This window comes from Dyadobacter sp. CY327 (assembly GCF_021390415.1).
Lineage (GTDB): Bacteria > Bacteroidota > Bacteroidia > Cytophagales > Spirosomataceae > Dyadobacter > Dyadobacter chenhuakuii.
In genome coordinates this window covers 1,526,968-1,541,765 of record NZ_JAJUXJ010000007.1, presented here as the reverse complement: position 1 = coordinate 1,541,765, position 14,798 = coordinate 1,526,968, and the positions used below count along the sequence as shown (strand labels likewise).

The window sequence follows — 14,798 nt, the reverse complement described above, 5'->3', positions numbered from 1 at the left end:
GACATGTATACACAGCTACAAGAAAGTTATAAGCCTCAAAAGGGCGTATGGATAATCCAGGTCCTTTTCCTTCTATTTATCAATATCAGCGTATCGACGGCTCAGAGAACACAAGTTGCCGGTCCTCCCGGCAGCGGAAGTTTTGGTTCCAAAATCACGGTATTAACCAATGGAAATTATGTCGTAACAGATCCGGACTGGAGCGACGGAGCAATTCCCAATGTGGGTGCGGTGTACTTTTACAATGGTGCAACCCATAAACTAATCAGCGTGCTGACAGGCAGTAAGGCGAATGACCATGTGGGGATTTTTGGAGTGACAGCACTAACTAATGGAAATTTCGTCATAAACAGTCCGTTTTGGAGTAATGGTTCTGCGAGCAATGCGGGAGCGGTGACATGGGCAAACGGGACCACAGGCATCTCGGGAAAGGTTAGCGCGTCCAACTCACTGGTTGGTTCGCAAGCCGGTGATCTGATTGGTGGGGAACATGTATATCCACTCACCAATGGAAACTATGTGGTTCGGAGTACAGGGTGGAAAAATGGTTCGGCGGCTGCAGCCGGAGCAGTAACCTGGGGGAACGGAACCACAGGTATAACAGGGGTAGTGAGCGCTTCAAATTCCCTCGTAGGACTTAAAGCTGGTGACAAAATAGGTGCCGACAATGTCGTTGAGCTCAAAAACGGGAACTATGTTGTGCAAAGCCGTCATTGGGATAATGGTTCAGTGCACGATGCAGGAGCGGTAACTTTGGCCAGTGGCACAACAGGATTAACCGGTGCGGTAACTGTGTCCAATTCTCTTGTGGGTTCAAGTGCTAATGACCAAGTGGGCATTCAAGTCCTTGCCCTTGCTAACGGAAATTACGTGGTCAGAAGTGAAACCTGGGATAATGGTCCTTTGGGCGATGCAGGAGCAATAACTTGGGGAAATGGTGTTACCGGAGTAACGGGAGAAGTGAATATTGCTAATTCACTGGTAGGAACGGAAGCATATGGTTACCTGGGTGGAATAACCGCACTTACCAATGGAAACTACGTGGTTACTAGTGCATATTGGGATAATGGGCCCGTAAGAGATGTTGGTGCCGTAGTATGGGTAGACGGTACCAAGGGACTGACAGGCATTATCTCGGCTTCCAACTCGCTGGTGGGTTCGACAACGGGTGACCTTGTAGGCGGTGTTGTCGCTTTAAGTAATGGTAACTACGTTGTTGGAAGTGCTGCCTGGCAGGTTGCACCAGAAGTAAGAGTGGGGGCCGCGACATGGGTGAATGGTGCTACGGGTCTGACAGGGACTGTGAACACCTCAAATTCGCTGGTGGGCGCCAAGCATGGTGATGCCGTGGGGACCTTTATAACTGCTTTGACCAATGGGAATTATGTTGTCTCGAGTTTTGGCTGGAGCAATGGCGCGGCCAGTGCTGCGGGCGCTGCAACATGGGCCAATGGAACTACGGGAATGACCGGTGTTGTGAGTGCTTCCAATTCACTGGTAGGATCCTCGCAGGACGACGATTTGGGCTATGTTTTTGCGCTTACCAATGGAAACTATGTGGTTGTCAGCCCTAATTGGGATAATGGATCGGTAAAGAATGCAGGAGCTGCGACCTGGTGCAGTGGGACTAGTGCGCTCACAGGCGAGGTAAGCGCTTCCAATTCGCTGGTAGGATCAACGGAAGACGATAGGGTTGGGTTCGATACCCGGCCGCTGGCTAATGGGAATTATGTGGTATCAAGCATTTATTGGAAAAGCGTTGCCGATAATTATATTGGCGCAGTGACCTGGGGCGACGGAAATACGGGAATAACTGGCCCCGTGAGCGTTTCCAACTCGGTGGTCGGGTCCCCGGCATATAATTTTGGTACTGTGATCATAGGTTGGGGTAGTAAGCATTATTTTGCAACGGCATTTCAATGGAATAATGGAGACAATTACAATGCAGGGGCATTTACTCCTTTTACCGGGCTGGCAGCCTCGTCAGGAGTTGCGAAATTATGTAACAGCATCCTGGGCACAGCCACCAATGGGGGGTGGACATTTCTTGTTACTGAAAATAATGTATATGATTATTCGCTGGTAGGATATAGTGCAGGTAACTTTTATGTGATTGTGAACAGCGGTTCACCGGCTGATGATCACTTGGCGGACGATCACTCGGAAGTGACGGAGACAATTGTCGGAGCTCCGGTCACATTTGCAAACGATTGTGGCGAAATCGGCATAATAGCGCCATTGTCAGCAGGCACGGGCGTGAGTGGTGCTGTCAGCGCAAAAGTGTACGTTGCACAATCGGCCCCTTCTGCCGGTCAGCCTTATGTAAGGCGCTATTATGATATTACTCCCGCTGCCAATGCCAACACAGCAACCGGGCGCGTTACATTGTTCTATGCACAATCCGATTTTGACGATTTTAATAACAACAGAGGAAGCGCACCAGCTTTGCCAACCGGCCCGGCGGATAGCGACGGCGTTCACAACATTCGTGTCACACAAAATCACGGAACAAGCCAATATGGCTTCCCCGACACCTATACCGGCTGGACAGGCGACGGGCCTGCCGTGTTGCTGATCAATCCTGAGGATGAGGACATTGTTTGGAATGATACGGCAAAGCGCTGGGAAGTGAGCTTTCATGTGACGGGCTTTTCGGGGTTTTTCGTGCATAGTAATGTGAATGAAACGGCCTTGCCTGTGCATCTGGTCAGCTTTACGGCTGAGAAGGCGGAACAAAACGCCTTATTGAAATGGAAAACAACTGATGAAGTAAATGCTTCGCATTTTGATATTGAAAGAAGCCTTGACGGCAAAAGCTACATTGCGGTTGGAACGGTTAGAGCAGCCGGAAATGGGATAGAAGCGCATAGGTATTCGTTTACAGATACAACATTTGCCTCCCTGGCATCGGTTGTCTATTATCGTCTTCGTGCTGTGGATGTTGATGAGAGCTTTGCATTCAGCCGCGTGGTAAGTTTGCAGGCTGATGAGAAAGATTTGCAAAATTACATATATCCCAACCCCGTCAGTGCAGGCACAACGGTTACAGTCCAGTCAGGCAGCCAGGTTAGCAACATTAGGGTCCTGGATTTGAAAGGCAGGGATACTCGCATAAAGGTTATCCAGCAGACAGACACCGGATTTGTTCTGAGCCCAATGCCAGCAGGGACATATCTGGTGAAATTTGAAACCAACAATGGTTCTGAAACCCGGAAGATGGTGGTTGAATGAGGCAACAATATGATATTGAAATGGCCACAGCTGGTCCGATCTTTATGGTATTTCTGCAAACCTATTTACGCAGCATACACATGCATCATTACGAGAAAATAGCCGAAACTATCCTGTCTACCGCCATTGATCGTGGTGCTGAGAAAAGTACGTGCCCCTCAGAAATCGCACGTAAGCTGTTTCCCGACGACTGGCGGAAGTATATGAAAGATGTACTCGGGGTAGCCATTGATTTACACACAAAGGGCAGCGTAATGATAACACAAAAGGGAGTGCCGGTTGATGTCCAAGATATTAAGGGGCCGGTCCGCATTAAAATTGGCTCAGAATAGAGTTTACGTAATGATAGGGATTCCCTTTTGCCAGACGATCCAGATGTGCTTTGCTTTCTTCATTATTTGTAACACCTTCTTTCTAAGGCATTTTAATTTCCTACCCTTATTTTAGGTAAAAACTTTGGTTTCCAAAAGTCTTTTCAATGTGAAGTACGTAGTTGAAGTCGTCCAGCAGATTTCCGCTTACAAATGGCTGGTCTGTCACACCAAATGGGAGCAATTTGTATTTATCTGGCAAAGTCCCACTGCCATGCTGCTTTTTGACCATTGATGTGTTAAGGAAAAACATTGATTTTCGGATTTTAGAAAACTCATGTTCGAAAGTGCCGACCTTCGCATCAAGGATCGGATTTTTGTCTGTAACCTTACCGGCTGCGGGCGTGAACGCGGTATAATATCCGGTGGACGTTGTCATTGCCAAACATTGGTATTGAGTGCCCAGTTTCTGAGATAAAAAGTATCCCATACTTTTTGAATAGGTATTTGGCGTCCTTTGTACGTGACCATTATGCGCCAGAACGATCATCTTTTGGCCGGGCTTTAATGCATTGAGAACATTTTCTGCCATCAGCGAATCCCGCAATGTCGACTGCTCCTGGAAGTCGTTTTCCGGATTGTTGAGCATTAGGAACTGCTTGTAACTATCTATGCTTTTGAGAATAATATCCTTCTGAAGGCAAGCGGCCTTGTCTTTGGTTAAGGTGTTAAATATTTGATTGCTTAATGCTGAGAGCTCAGCAAAATCCTGCTTATTGAACATGTGGTTGTATATCTCATTGTCTAAAAGCTTATAGTATTCTGTTATCTTGATAATCGAATCCGAAGTGGCGCTGCCATTTGCATTACAAGATTCTGCTATATTTTGCAATGCCTGAAACGGAGTTTGCATATCGATGCCAAAGAAAGTCAGCGGGTTTTTCAGAGATTCGTTTAAGTGTTTCACGTTTTCTGCCAAATCCACAAATTCCTTGCATTCATAGTTAAACAATCTGAATGATTTTAGAATTTGACGAAGGTCGCCTTTACCTTCCAAAACATATGCGTTCAGGTTTTCGACTTCCGCGAATGGGGCTTCGAGCCCTATTTTGGTTACTCCGCTTGATTTGACCAGCGAATTGATCAAAGAAATCCTCGCCTTGAAAAACTCAGAAGTACCGTGCGACTGTTCGCCGATCCCCATTACTTTAAATTCCGGACTAATCCCAAATCCCAGATCGAAGGGCGCATAACTTGATAAAGTTGATGAGTCAAGAACGATGGCAACACGCTTAATGTGCTCTGAGAGGCTATTATCCTGGCCGTGCACTTGCTGAGTGACAGGAAGTACTATCAGCAATAGAAAAGTTACAGAAAATCGGATGGCGATCATAATATGTCTGTTGTATAAGTAAACTACATATTAAAGAAAGATTGTGAATTTTATACTTATGGCAGCATTGATATAAGTTGACTTTCAGTTACTATTGTTATAAATCAAATATATTGGCGGGGCGATCATGGCAACAAGCAGCCGGGGACTCGGCGCGTCGTTCAAACTATACTTTCCTGTTATCGGCCATGCATAAGGCTAAGCATAGCGATTAAGTATTCGGCACAATTGCATTGACGGCAAAATACCAATCCTTATAGTAAACTGTGTACGCTACGACGATGATTAAAGTCAGTATTTCGGCCAAAGATCTGGATAGCCAAATGCCCGGTAGGCCAAGATATTCAGGAAGGATCATAAGCGCTGGCGCAATGAGTAAAAATCCTTTTAACAAATTGATAAACAGGGATATGATTGTTTTGCCCGTACTTTGAAAAAAGGCTGCAAGCAGGTAATTCGGCCCTGCCGCTAAAAAAAGCAAAAAATATAATCCCATCGCCTGGCTTGCAATTTTCCGGTAAGCCATGTTCTCAGCTCCCGAAAATAACATTATCAGCTGATCCGATACAAAAAAGCCGATTGCGGTCACGACAATCCCCAGTAACAGCGTAAAACCCAGCGCGAAACGCAAAGTCTCTAACACGCGCTGCGGTTGTTTTGCACCTATATTGAATGACATAATGGGAAGTGCGGCGATCATTGCAGCGGTAAAAGGTCGGATGAGCAGGAAACTGAGATAGTTCACCAAACCAAATGCAGCCACTGCCGTGGCTCCGAAACCGATCAGCGACTGGTTAATCAACAGCAAGCCCGACGAAAATGCGATTTCGGACGCAAATGAAGGAAGTCCTATTTTAAAATAGTCTTTCCACTGCGGAAGTTTCAATGTAAACCGAAATGTTGCAAAACTGAGGTGCGTATTCCCTTTTAAAATGTATACAAAAAGGTAGGTTGCGCCAGTGGCCAATGCCACGGCTGTGGCAATGGATGCGCCTTTAACCCCCATTCCGCAAGCCACAATCAGTATCAGATCCAGAACGACATTAACGCCGGCAGCTAAAATGGAAGCATTTCGCGAGACCTTCGGCGCGTTGTTCGCGCGCACAAAGTTTCCCCAGATCATCCCCAGAAAGAAAAACGGCAGCCCCACCAACTGCCAGAAAGCATAGTCCGCCGTGTTTTCCGCCAAAGTAACATTAGCCGCCCCAGCCAGGAACCGGGCAAGAGGGACTGCTGTAAACGGTGCAGTGATGGATACACAAGTGCCAAGTAAAATGACAATTGTCGTAGCAAATTGAAAAACCTGTTGAGCCTGCTTAAAGTCTCCCGCTCCAATACTCTTGCCGATCAGCACGCCGCCGCCAATCATAATAGGCAAGCTCAGTGCTACCAGAACAATCACGACCGGGCCGTACAACCCAACAGCCGCCAGGCCATCCTTTCCTACTTGTTGTCCGAGTATAATCCCATTAATGACCTGGTGAATGGTAGAAGACAGCAAACTGATGATAGCAGGACCATAATTTTGAAAAAAAAGCGTCCTGATAGGCGCTTCTCCTAACTGTTTCGTGGCGGTCATGGCGGAAGGTTTTCTGAAATGCGGGGCGCAAAGGTAATGTAATCCCGCTTATTTAAAAATCAGGTTATAATCTGATTTTTTCGAAAGTTTTATTAGCTTTGGGTAATACCACTTTGTCAGTTTTTACACACATTATCAAGTCGCATACTTTCGGTTATAATTATGAAGATTGTTGAGCTTATACGCATTGTTCCCGAGACACTTTGGGCAGCACGGTTTGAAGAAAATGAGGAAAGTGAATATGACCTCGCATTTAAATGCTGGAATGACCCAGAGCATTTAGAAACATTTTTCACTAAGCATGAAGAAGATCTTGTTAAGGATTTTTATGGTCATTGCTCAATAAGTCAGGCTGTTTCAATAACATTGTACGAAGCTGATGAGTTTGAAAGACAACTTTTGAAGGTAGCGCGAGGGCAGGACTTTAGTCAAAGGCTGGGGGACATTTTTAGACCACTGGATCGGGCCGCTAGAATCAAAGTTGTTAATGAAAAGAGCAAAGCTTACGGAACTGGTGCAAAATCATGGCTAAGAATGTATGCTGTAAGACTTAATTATGACTTTTTTGTAATCTCAGGAAGTGCCATTAAATTAACCAAAGCGATGAATGAGCGTGAACATTTGAAAAGAGAACTCGAAAAATTAAATGTGGTCGTAAGATTTTTGAAAGAACTAAATATTGAAACGGTAGAAGATTGGGGATATATTGATTTTGAATGATATGCAAACGAGAGAAGAAATATTACAGAAATTAGAATCTGTCACCGCCGCTGAATCCAGCAAATGGAAAGAGCGTGCAACGCGAAAAGCTGAAAATCCCAAAGCCCTTGAAAAGTCCAGGGCCATTGCCATAAATATTCTTTCCCGGTTACGAACACTAGGAATGAGCCAAAAAGATCTGGCGGAAAAATTGCAAGTGACGCCTCAAACGGTAAATTCCTGGGTGAAAGGGAACAGCAATTTTACCATTGATACGATTGTTAGGATCGAGGAGGTTTTGGGGGTTGAGCTGATTGAGATTAAGGTGGGGTGAGTTAGTAAGTTAGGCTCTTTGCATTTCGATAGCACGCCAATTTCCTATTAACTGTTCCCAATCAACCGCTCCAACCGCCCCATCATTTCATCCTTTTCCTTTAGCATCCGTTCATAAAGCTCCATTTTCTCGACATGAAGCTTTCTGATTTCTTCAATTGGATTGATATTGAATGTTGGCGTATTTCCGACATTCACAAATGAGCTATCTTGAAATGTATTTGAAATAATATTCACAGCCTGCTGTTCATCAAAATTGCGGATTGCTTCCGCTGGAATCTTCAAAATTGCTGCGACCTGTTCCAAAATATCTGAATCGATCTGTTCCTTCTGTTCGAGGAGGGAAACTTTCTGCTGGTTCCAGTCCTCGCCAAGCTCGATGGCCAACGCCTCTTGTTTTACAGCAAGCATTTCCCTGAAACGCTTTAAGTTACGGCCTTCGTGGATCTTTGGATTGGCGGTAGTATGTGTCATGTGGAAAGGTTGTTTGGTTAAAAAAAGCAATTTATATAAATCTCACGGGAAGTGCCCGGATATCTTACAGGCATAGCAATGTATGTTACCCGACGGATTTGTGGCGTACCGCATCGAAGCACATCGAATGCGAAAAAAGAAATGGTTCAGGCGAGGATAGTACCCGACGCGCTTATTTCTTTTCGATCAGGTAACGGCAACACATTGCAGGTTATTGAGCTTCGGACATTAAAGTTCAGTGCTTCAAAATGTAAGAAGATGGGACATCAATGTGTTCAGAGATTTCCAAAAGGTCGGCAATGAAATGAGTCCTGTCTTTGGGAGAGACCATTATGCTGTCATAGCGATTATACTTCAACTCCAATCTGTTTAACGACAGTGCGGGAGAACTTAACGGGTTGCAGGTTTCCACAATTTTTGTGATCGATCTAATGGGTATCGTCCTGTCCATCAAAAACCCGGATTTAATCCTGAGCTGATCGCCGAGAATCTGGTAATAGGTAGTTGAAAACAAATGCAAAAAGAACACTGCTATCACTGCAGCAATTGCCAAACCGGCCCAGCCTCCTTTTGTAATAAGTAAGATGCTGACAATCATCAGCAAGCCTGAAATTGAAATGGATAGCTCAGGGCCTATTTCAGATTTGTAAGTTTTTTTGTTCGCTTCTAACATCGTAATAGTTCATTAATGACCATCAATATACGCATATGTGAATCCAAATCCTTGAAGCTCCTGGCACCAAAAAAGCAGCCCACTATTTTGGCATTTGCTCATCTTTTTACTATTTTCAGGAATAATCGAGCATTTAAACAGCGTTAATCATGAACAAGCTTCCCTGGGCAAAATACTTACTCAGCATCTGGATAGTGGCTATATCAGCCAGCATGATGGTTAAATTCGTAAGCAGCAGCATATTTATTCTGGTGCCATTTTGCATAGGGCTGTATTGGCTTTCGGTTAGGGGTTTAGCGCAGATTAAGGGTTATGAATAACACAATCATATGCTGCCGCCAGCTAAAAGTCATTGAGCTGTGTCTACATTGAAAATTACTCACAAAATGAAGGCACTTTGCATATTGTTATCTCTTTTAGCCCTTAGCATTGCTTTTCTTGCCTGTGATAATTGCTCAGATACTGGCGATGCCGCGATAACACCGCCAATCAGGTTTTCGATCGTGAACCGGGAAGGAAAAAATCTCGTGGACACTACGCAATCCTACTACTCAGCTGACTCTATCAGGCTTTTTGATTTTGAAGAAAAAGAGTGGATCGTTTTAAATAAGGAGTTCGTACCAACTGTGGGAGGGTTTGTTTTTGCGGCAGATTTCCAAAAAAATATTAGGGGTAAATGCTCGATGATACTTCATTTGAATAGTGAAGATTCTGACACATTGAACGTCTCGTATAGGCAAACCGACAACAAATGCTTTGCTGTATATGAATACACGCGATTTCAGTACAACGGCCAAGATTTACAGAAATCGCCTCGAAATCCGGCGCTGTTACTTATTATCAAAGAAAATTAACTTATAGAATAGCTGGTGTATCTTCACTTGTCATCTAATATAACTATGAACATAATACTATTAGGCCATATAGGATTTATGTTATGCAGTATGGTTGTGGTGATGTTGTTGCGGTTTGTTAAACCGGGCAGGATTAATCCCGTTGTTGGATACCGCACGCCTTTATCCATGAAAAATAGAGAGACATGGCGGGAAGCGAATCAATATAGTGCGAGAATTCAGGTCTGGGTATCGATCATTTTCTGCATACTCACGGCCGGCTCTTATTTGTTTGTTGGCGGCATGACTTCATTTTATCTGTGCAGTTTCTTGCTTGCCATTATGTACATTTTCGTTATCCCAATTACTGAGTACAATCTTCGCAAAAAATTTGACGCTGATGGTAAGTATTTAAGTTGAAGCTTGGCATTATAATAATCATCATATATAGAAAATATGAACTGGTTCCTGCTCTTAATCGGCATACTGATTATTGGATTTAGGAAACAAAGCCCCCCACTAAAAATAAACCGACAAAAGCGCGATCCCTTCTTTCAAATCTTTCTCTGATAACGAACCATATCCCAGCCTGATCCCATTGATCGACGGATCGCTTCCGAAATGATCGGGTGTCAGGATCTTGATGCCGCTGTGGGCCATTTTTTGGCTGATTTCCGGCCAGTTCAGCATTCGCCTGGGTTGGATCCAGAATGCGAGGCCGCCTTCTGGGACGATGTAATCTGCCTTTTCTTTCATGTAAGTGTTTAGCAGCGAGAGGGTGTAGTCCCTTTTGGAGCGGTAATGTCCTGTGGCTTTTTTGATGTGCCTTTTAATAGTCCCGTCGTTGATCAGTTGCAGCACGGCCTGCTCCATGATGCCGTCGCCCTGGACGTCGATGATTTTTCGCAGCGTACCGATTTTCTCCATCAATGCGGGATCGCTGGCGGCGAGGTAACCAATGCGCAGCGCAGGGGCAACCACCTTGCTCATTGTTCCGATGTAAACGTAATTTTGGAGGTCGGCAAAGCTGCAAACGGGCAGGACGGGCCGATAGCCGAAGTGGAATTCGTTGTCATAATCATCTTCAATGATGGTGAAACCGTGTTCATTGGAAAGCCGGATCAGTTCAAGCCGGCGTTGCAGGCTCAGCGTTACGGTAGTCGGATATTGGTGGTGCGGCGTAATGTAAATCGCTTTCACGCGCCGGTGCGCTTTCAGATGCGCGATCACGTCCGTGATCATCAGGCCTTCCTGGTCAACGCGTACAGGCAACAGTTCGGCACCCGCATTTTCAAACGCTTTCCACGCAGGCTGATAGCCGGGACTCTCTACCATTATGAGATCACCTTTTTTACATAAACATTGCGCGGCCAGATACATGGCCATCTGGCTGCCGCGGGTAACGCACAGCGCATGCTTGCCAACTTTCATACCACGCTGGTGGTTAAGCATTTGCACAATGGCTTCAATGAAGTCGGGGTTGCCAAATTCATTTCCGTATCCCATCATCTGCCACCGCGCATTCCGGTTGAAGATCTGGCGATAGGCTCGTGCGAGCTCATTTACCGGCGCAATTTTGCTGTCGGGATAGCCGTCATCGAAAATGATCCGGAAGTGTTTCTTGCAAGCATTGTCATTGGTTGTGGTGATTTCCACTTTTCGTTGTTTTGCAAAAACAGGCAGCGTTTCGGCTACAAAAGTGCCTTTCCGCTCTTTTGAAACGATCCACTCCTCATTGAGCAGCACATTGAGTGCCTCCACGATCGTGTTGCGGTTCACCCCCAGCATTTCAGCCAAGATCCTGCTTCCCGGCAGTGCTTCGCCGATTTTCAATCTGCCGCGCTGAATGTCCATAATGATCGCATCGGCGATTTGCAGGTAAATGGCTTTTGGAGCATCAGGATCAATGCGGATTTCCAGCTTCCAGGGTCGCAGCATTGGACTAGTGGTTTTTGTGACAATGATATAAGTTCGGCAGGCCAGGAATATAACAGATTCGTTGCGATAAAAGCAGGTGATGATTGCTATCACAGCCTGGACTGCAAATGTCAGCAGCTCGCGTGCAGCTCGGGTAGTCCAGTATTTTTAAATGGAAATGGTCCAGCCAGCATCGCTCACACTCCTTACTAAGTTTGGATCGGCAATGATGCCAGAGCAATTAATATCACAACAAAATGACTAAGTCAATCATTTTCACCCTCGCGGCCTTATTTACATTCACGGCTGCATCCGCTTGCGAGCATTGTAAGAAATTTGAAGAGTCGAAAGATTTCAAAATCAAATCAGCGCAGGTTATCCATAACAAAAAATACGGCTCGCTGGAATTCGAGATCGTTGTAGAGGGAAAAGCCGGGAAGACAGTTCCCACAGCCGTAGGAAAACTGGATATGGCGCCGGTTTTGGGCTACGTATTTCCAACCACATTAAGGGCCGAGGATATCGGTTTCAGTCCTACCGAAGGCATTGTGGCGCTGGCGCTCACGTCGCACCCGGATTTTGACGATAGCCCGCTTTGGGATGAAAATGCAGACGGGAAGTTTGATAACGATGGCATTGTCTGGCATCCGCACTGGGTGGTGCTGGTTAAGGATGAGCGCGTAAAAGGCGGATTATCTGTTAAGGAATACAAAAAAGCAGACAAAATCACCAAGCCAACGACAGCTCCCGATATGCCGATGTACATGGATTCGCCCGGTTATGCGGTTGTGACCCAGGAAAATGCCATCCGCGTGTCGGTGCCTGCTTACCGTGTCAACAATAAAGTAAGTTTCAATTACGACGCAGTGAGCTGCTATATGCAAGTGTCGGCCCCGGAAGGCGGCATGTCGATGGACAAACCGATGCTCGGTGTTTATAACGTATATAGTGTACTGTCAGGCAAGCTTACCCTGCCTTACAAAGTGAAATAGGGGCAGGGTTGACGCTCATAGGCGAGGACGGTGGCCAGCTGCGCGCGCCGCTTCAACCGCTTACTGTCCTGGAAACCGCTGAACTGGGTGAAATCCTCGATCAAACCAAAATCTTATTCAATTGAAATCAATTCATCCGATACTATTCATGTTTGGACAGTAATGCAGCATGCCTTACCAGGGATAATGTATTCAATTATTAATCTAAATCAATTGTTATAAAGTGCTTCTCAGGATTGTAAGCAATTCATGACAGGAAAAAACGGTCATTGGGATTTGTCTTGGGAAAAAAATTAGAAATTGGGTTGGTGTAAACAGGCATAATGCGCTCGCGATGGTTAAACTATTTATGTTTTCACCAAAATTGCATTTAGTAAATATTAGGAAGCATACAATTATTAATGGAAATGAATAAGTCAGGCTTCTAGTAATATCGAACACGCTATAAGCCACGATTATTTGTGATAATAGTAAAAAAATTATGGCGAAAGCAATTGTGTTTTTTGCTTTAATTAAAAAATAAATTGTAAAGCAAACCACTATCCAAAGGCCTTCAAATGTCAGGAACACTCCGATTAATCTGTGCGCCAATTGATAGGGTATTAAAACCAGACTAACACCGGCTTCCTGTCCATATGGAGTGCTCAGACTTAAATAGCCTGAAACGAAAAGGCGAATTACAATATAGACGATTCCGGCAGCTAATGTGGCAATAGGCCTGAGGCTGCGGATATCCTTGAAAAGATCACCCAGTTTTTTCGGTATTTCAAATCCGGCTTCTTGCAGCAGGTGGAACAAGAGTATGCCGGGTAATGCTATCACAGCCCGCTCATCTGTCCAGCAAGCCAGATTTAACATCACAAAAACCAAATACGGATTGCGGCAATAAAGGCCCGCCAGCATGAAAAAATAGGCATAGCCATCAAACCAAAAATCATAATCCCAGAAAAAGGCTTTGCAGAGGTAAGTAAATGAGCATGCAATTACGAAGATCCATCCCTGCAATTCATCGGTAAACCGGAATACAAGCTCGGCTAACATAACGAGAAACGGATAAAGCAGCAGGGATTGAAAAATGTAAAGCCAGACTATGTCCTTGCCAGGTCCATCGGCGGCAATGCCAAAACCTTTCGCAAGGAGCGGCACCGTGAGCCTGAACGCTAATTTTGAAGCATGATCCTTCTCATTTACCGATCTTATCACAGAGAAAGGATGCTTTATCTTCTCAAAATAATAGGCATACGTAGTTGAAGGAGCAGGATCTGTGAGGATTTCCAGGTATTTGGGGAAAGTGGTCGCAATGATCAATAACCATAGGACACAAACAATTTTATAAGTATTCCATGGACTGGACCGTCGGCCTGATACCATAGAAATAGCGGGAGTAGTAAGGTGCATCAGGCATGTTGGTTTGCTCTGTATTCCTTAGACCCATTATGAGAATTAAAACGTTGCTTGTGTACAATAACTTTGTATGGCGGCAGCTTATTCTTCTATCACCATAGCGCGGTGCTTTAAACCCCAGTAATGCAAACCTTCCAATACATTTTCAAGCGATCTGCCGTGATCTGTGATGGCATATTCAACAGTGGGCGGGAATGTGTCGTAGACGTTTCTGGTGATCAGCTTATTGCCTTCCAGGTTTTTCAGCTCTTTGGATAATGTCTTATCTGTAATGCCCGGCACTTCCCGCGAGATCTGCTTGAAACGCTTGCTTCCGCCGGATAGTGAGAAAAGGATAAGTAATTTCCATCGTCCTTCGAGGGCTTCGAGAGCATCCTTGATAGAAAGTGCCGTTTTGGGGCAGCCGCCATTGGTTAACATCCTGTTTTTATGTTTACTTCCCGTTACTTCCTGATTGGATAGTGCTATCCAATCAGGAAGCGCTGTCAAATGGAAAGTAAAGGTAAATAGTTTTGCTTTTGGATTTACAGCAAAACAAAATGGAAAAAAATCAACTTAAAGTTAGGAGCCTTAACACATTGCTATGGTCGTTGCAGGCCCTTTTAGCCGCAACTTTCTTATGGGCCGGGTATGTCAAGCTTTTTACACCCGCTGAGCAACTCTCTAAGATGTGGCCCTGGACAGCAGACAACCCAATGCTTGTAGTAATTGCAGGAATCGCGGACACCCTGGCAGGAGTCGGCATCATCTTACCGCGGTTACTAGGCCTATGGCCAGCCCTGACCATTTACACCTGCTACGGCATTATCCTGTTGATGATCAGCGCAATTATTTTCCATGTATCAAGAGGAGAAACGTCGCAACTTGGGATCAATTTCGTGGTAATGTTGGTAGCTGCGGGGGTGTTATTTCTCTGGAAACATAAAATATCTGCAATAGCCTCGCTGTGACAATTGCAT

At 45.1% G+C, this 14,798-nt stretch carries 16 protein-coding genes; 9 read left to right on the top strand and 7 right to left on the bottom strand.

Going from position 1 to position 14,798, the window contains the following annotated elements; genetic code table 11:
* Nucleotides 1-3: 3 nt before the first annotated feature.
* Together LZG74_RS22705 and LZG74_RS22700 are read left to right on the top strand one after the other, a co-directional pair.
* Nucleotides 4-3,231 carry a T9SS type A sorting domain-containing protein gene (locus tag LZG74_RS22705; RefSeq protein ID WP_233798778.1) on the top strand — a complete coding sequence of 1,076 codons (3,228 nt, stop codon included), beginning with the start codon at nt 4-6 and terminating at the stop codon, nt 3,229-3,231.
* Nucleotides 3,228-3,563: a DUF3253 domain-containing protein gene (locus LZG74_RS22700; protein ID WP_233798777.1), complete on the top strand. Its 336-nt coding sequence runs from the start codon at nt 3,228-3,230 to the stop codon at nt 3,561-3,563. Before LZG74_RS22705 ends, LZG74_RS22700 begins: the two co-directional genes overlap by 4 nt.
* A 106-nt stretch (nt 3,564-3,669) precedes the next feature.
* Here the strand turns inward: LZG74_RS22700 and LZG74_RS22695 are convergent, their stop codons facing one another.
* A complete protein-coding gene (locus tag LZG74_RS22695) occupies nt 3,670-4,935 on the bottom strand; it encodes an erythromycin esterase family protein (protein WP_233798776.1) in 1,266 nt (421 codons plus the stop codon).
* Nucleotides 4,936-5,146: 211 nt separating this feature from the next.
* Nucleotides 5,147-6,514, bottom strand: coding sequence for an MATE family efflux transporter (locus LZG74_RS22690; protein WP_233798775.1), 1,368 nt, complete (start codon nt 6,512-6,514; stop codon nt 5,147-5,149).
* A gap of 162 nt (nt 6,515-6,676) precedes the next feature.
* On the opposite strand from LZG74_RS22690, the gene LZG74_RS22685 reads away from it, so the two are divergent.
* Together LZG74_RS22685 and LZG74_RS22680 are read left to right on the top strand one after the other, a co-directional pair.
* The gene (locus tag LZG74_RS22685) at nt 6,677-7,234 is read left to right on the top strand and encodes a hypothetical protein (protein ID WP_233798774.1); all 558 of its coding nucleotides are present in this window, start codon (nt 6,677-6,679) and stop codon (nt 7,232-7,234) included.
* A gap of 1 nt (nt 7,235) precedes the next feature.
* A complete protein-coding gene (locus LZG74_RS22680; protein WP_233798773.1) occupies nt 7,236-7,547 on the top strand; it encodes a helix-turn-helix transcriptional regulator in 312 nt (103 codons plus the stop codon).
* A gap of 47 nt (nt 7,548-7,594) precedes the next feature.
* Here the strand turns inward: LZG74_RS22680 and LZG74_RS22675 are convergent, their stop codons facing one another.
* The gene (locus tag LZG74_RS22675) at nt 7,595-8,020 is read right to left on the bottom strand and encodes a helix-turn-helix transcriptional regulator (protein ID WP_233798772.1); all 426 of its coding nucleotides are present in this window, start codon (nt 8,018-8,020) and stop codon (nt 7,595-7,597) included.
* Between the two features lie 235 nt (nt 8,021-8,255).
* Nucleotides 8,256-8,693, bottom strand: coding sequence for a PH domain-containing protein (locus tag LZG74_RS22670; RefSeq protein WP_233798771.1), 438 nt, complete (start codon nt 8,691-8,693; stop codon nt 8,256-8,258).
* Nucleotides 8,694-8,842: 149 nt separating this feature from the next.
* Here LZG74_RS22670 and LZG74_RS22665 point away from each other — a divergent pair, with 149 nt between their 5' ends.
* From LZG74_RS22665 to LZG74_RS22655, 3 genes are read left to right on the top strand one after another with little or no spacing between them, the layout of a single operon-like run.
* A complete protein-coding gene (locus LZG74_RS22665) occupies nt 8,843-9,013 on the top strand; it encodes a hypothetical protein (RefSeq protein WP_233798770.1) in 171 nt (56 codons plus the stop codon).
* Between the two features lie 39 nt (nt 9,014-9,052).
* Nucleotides 9,053-9,547 (top strand): hypothetical protein, encoded by a 495-nt coding sequence (locus tag LZG74_RS22660; RefSeq protein ID WP_233798769.1) that lies wholly within the window; start codon nt 9,053-9,055, stop codon nt 9,545-9,547.
* A 45-nt stretch (nt 9,548-9,592) separates the two neighbouring features.
* A complete protein-coding gene (locus LZG74_RS22655) occupies nt 9,593-9,946 on the top strand; it encodes an SdpI family protein (protein ID WP_233798768.1) in 354 nt (117 codons plus the stop codon).
* Nucleotides 9,947-10,045: 99 nt separating this feature from the next.
* Here LZG74_RS22655 and LZG74_RS22650 read toward each other — a convergent pair whose 3' ends face one another.
* Nucleotides 10,046-11,464 carry a PLP-dependent aminotransferase family protein gene (locus LZG74_RS22650; RefSeq protein ID WP_233798767.1) on the bottom strand — a complete coding sequence of 473 codons (1,419 nt, stop codon included), beginning with the start codon at nt 11,462-11,464 and terminating at the stop codon, nt 10,046-10,048.
* Nucleotides 11,465-11,700: 236 nt separating this feature from the next.
* Between LZG74_RS22650 and LZG74_RS22645 the strand changes: the two genes are divergently transcribed.
* Nucleotides 11,701-12,435, top strand: coding sequence for a hypothetical protein (locus LZG74_RS22645; protein WP_233798766.1), 735 nt, complete (start codon nt 11,701-11,703; stop codon nt 12,433-12,435).
* A 216-nt stretch (nt 12,436-12,651) separates the two neighbouring features.
* Here the strand turns inward: LZG74_RS22645 and LZG74_RS22640 are convergent, their stop codons facing one another.
* A complete protein-coding gene (locus tag LZG74_RS22640) occupies nt 12,652-13,476 on the bottom strand; it encodes a hypothetical protein (protein WP_233798765.1) in 825 nt (274 codons plus the stop codon).
* A 444-nt stretch (nt 13,477-13,920) separates the two neighbouring features.
* Entirely contained in the window at nt 13,921-14,328 is a 408-nt protein-coding gene (locus LZG74_RS22635) for a helix-turn-helix domain-containing protein (protein WP_310589370.1), read from the bottom strand.
* A gap of 50 nt (nt 14,329-14,378) precedes the next feature.
* Here LZG74_RS22635 and LZG74_RS22630 point away from each other — a divergent pair, with 50 nt between their 5' ends.
* Nucleotides 14,379-14,789: a DoxX family protein gene (locus tag LZG74_RS22630; RefSeq protein WP_233798764.1), complete on the top strand. Its 411-nt coding sequence runs from the start codon at nt 14,379-14,381 to the stop codon at nt 14,787-14,789.
* The last annotated feature ends 9 nt before the right edge of the window (nt 14,790-14,798 follow it).

Coding starts and splice junctions, on each gene's coding strand:
- LZG74_RS22650 (WP_233798767.1), bottom strand. CDS start 11,464: ATGCTGCGACCCTGGAAGCTGGAAATCCGCATTGATCCTGATGCTCCA.
- LZG74_RS22690 (WP_233798775.1), bottom strand. CDS start 6,514: ATGACCGCCACGAAACAGTTAGGAGAAGCGCCTATCAGGACGCTTTTT.
- LZG74_RS22675 (WP_233798772.1), bottom strand. CDS start 8,020: ATGACACATACTACCGCCAATCCAAAGATCCACGAAGGCCGTAACTTA.
- LZG74_RS22645 (WP_233798766.1), top strand. CDS start 11,701: ATGACTAAGTCAATCATTTTCACCCTCGCGGCCTTATTTACATTCACG.
- LZG74_RS22705 (WP_233798778.1), top strand. CDS start 4: ATGTATACACAGCTACAAGAAAGTTATAAGCCTCAAAAGGGCGTATGG.
- LZG74_RS22700 (WP_233798777.1), top strand. CDS start 3,228: ATGAGGCAACAATATGATATTGAAATGGCCACAGCTGGTCCGATCTTT.
- LZG74_RS22680 (WP_233798773.1), top strand. CDS start 7,236: ATGCAAACGAGAGAAGAAATATTACAGAAATTAGAATCTGTCACCGCC.
- LZG74_RS22695 (WP_233798776.1), bottom strand. CDS start 4,935: ATGATCGCCATCCGATTTTCTGTAACTTTTCTATTGCTGATAGTACTT.
- LZG74_RS22640 (WP_233798765.1), bottom strand. CDS start 13,476: ATGTTAGCCGAGCTTGTATTCCGGTTTACCGATGAATTGCAGGGATGG.
- LZG74_RS22630 (WP_233798764.1), top strand. CDS start 14,379: ATGGAAAAAAATCAACTTAAAGTTAGGAGCCTTAACACATTGCTATGG.
- LZG74_RS22670 (WP_233798771.1), bottom strand. CDS start 8,693: ATGTTAGAAGCGAACAAAAAAACTTACAAATCTGAAATAGGCCCTGAG.
- LZG74_RS22685 (WP_233798774.1), top strand. CDS start 6,677: ATGAAGATTGTTGAGCTTATACGCATTGTTCCCGAGACACTTTGGGCA.
- LZG74_RS22655 (WP_233798768.1), top strand. CDS start 9,593: ATGAACATAATACTATTAGGCCATATAGGATTTATGTTATGCAGTATG.
- LZG74_RS22665 (WP_233798770.1), top strand. CDS start 8,843: ATGAACAAGCTTCCCTGGGCAAAATACTTACTCAGCATCTGGATAGTG.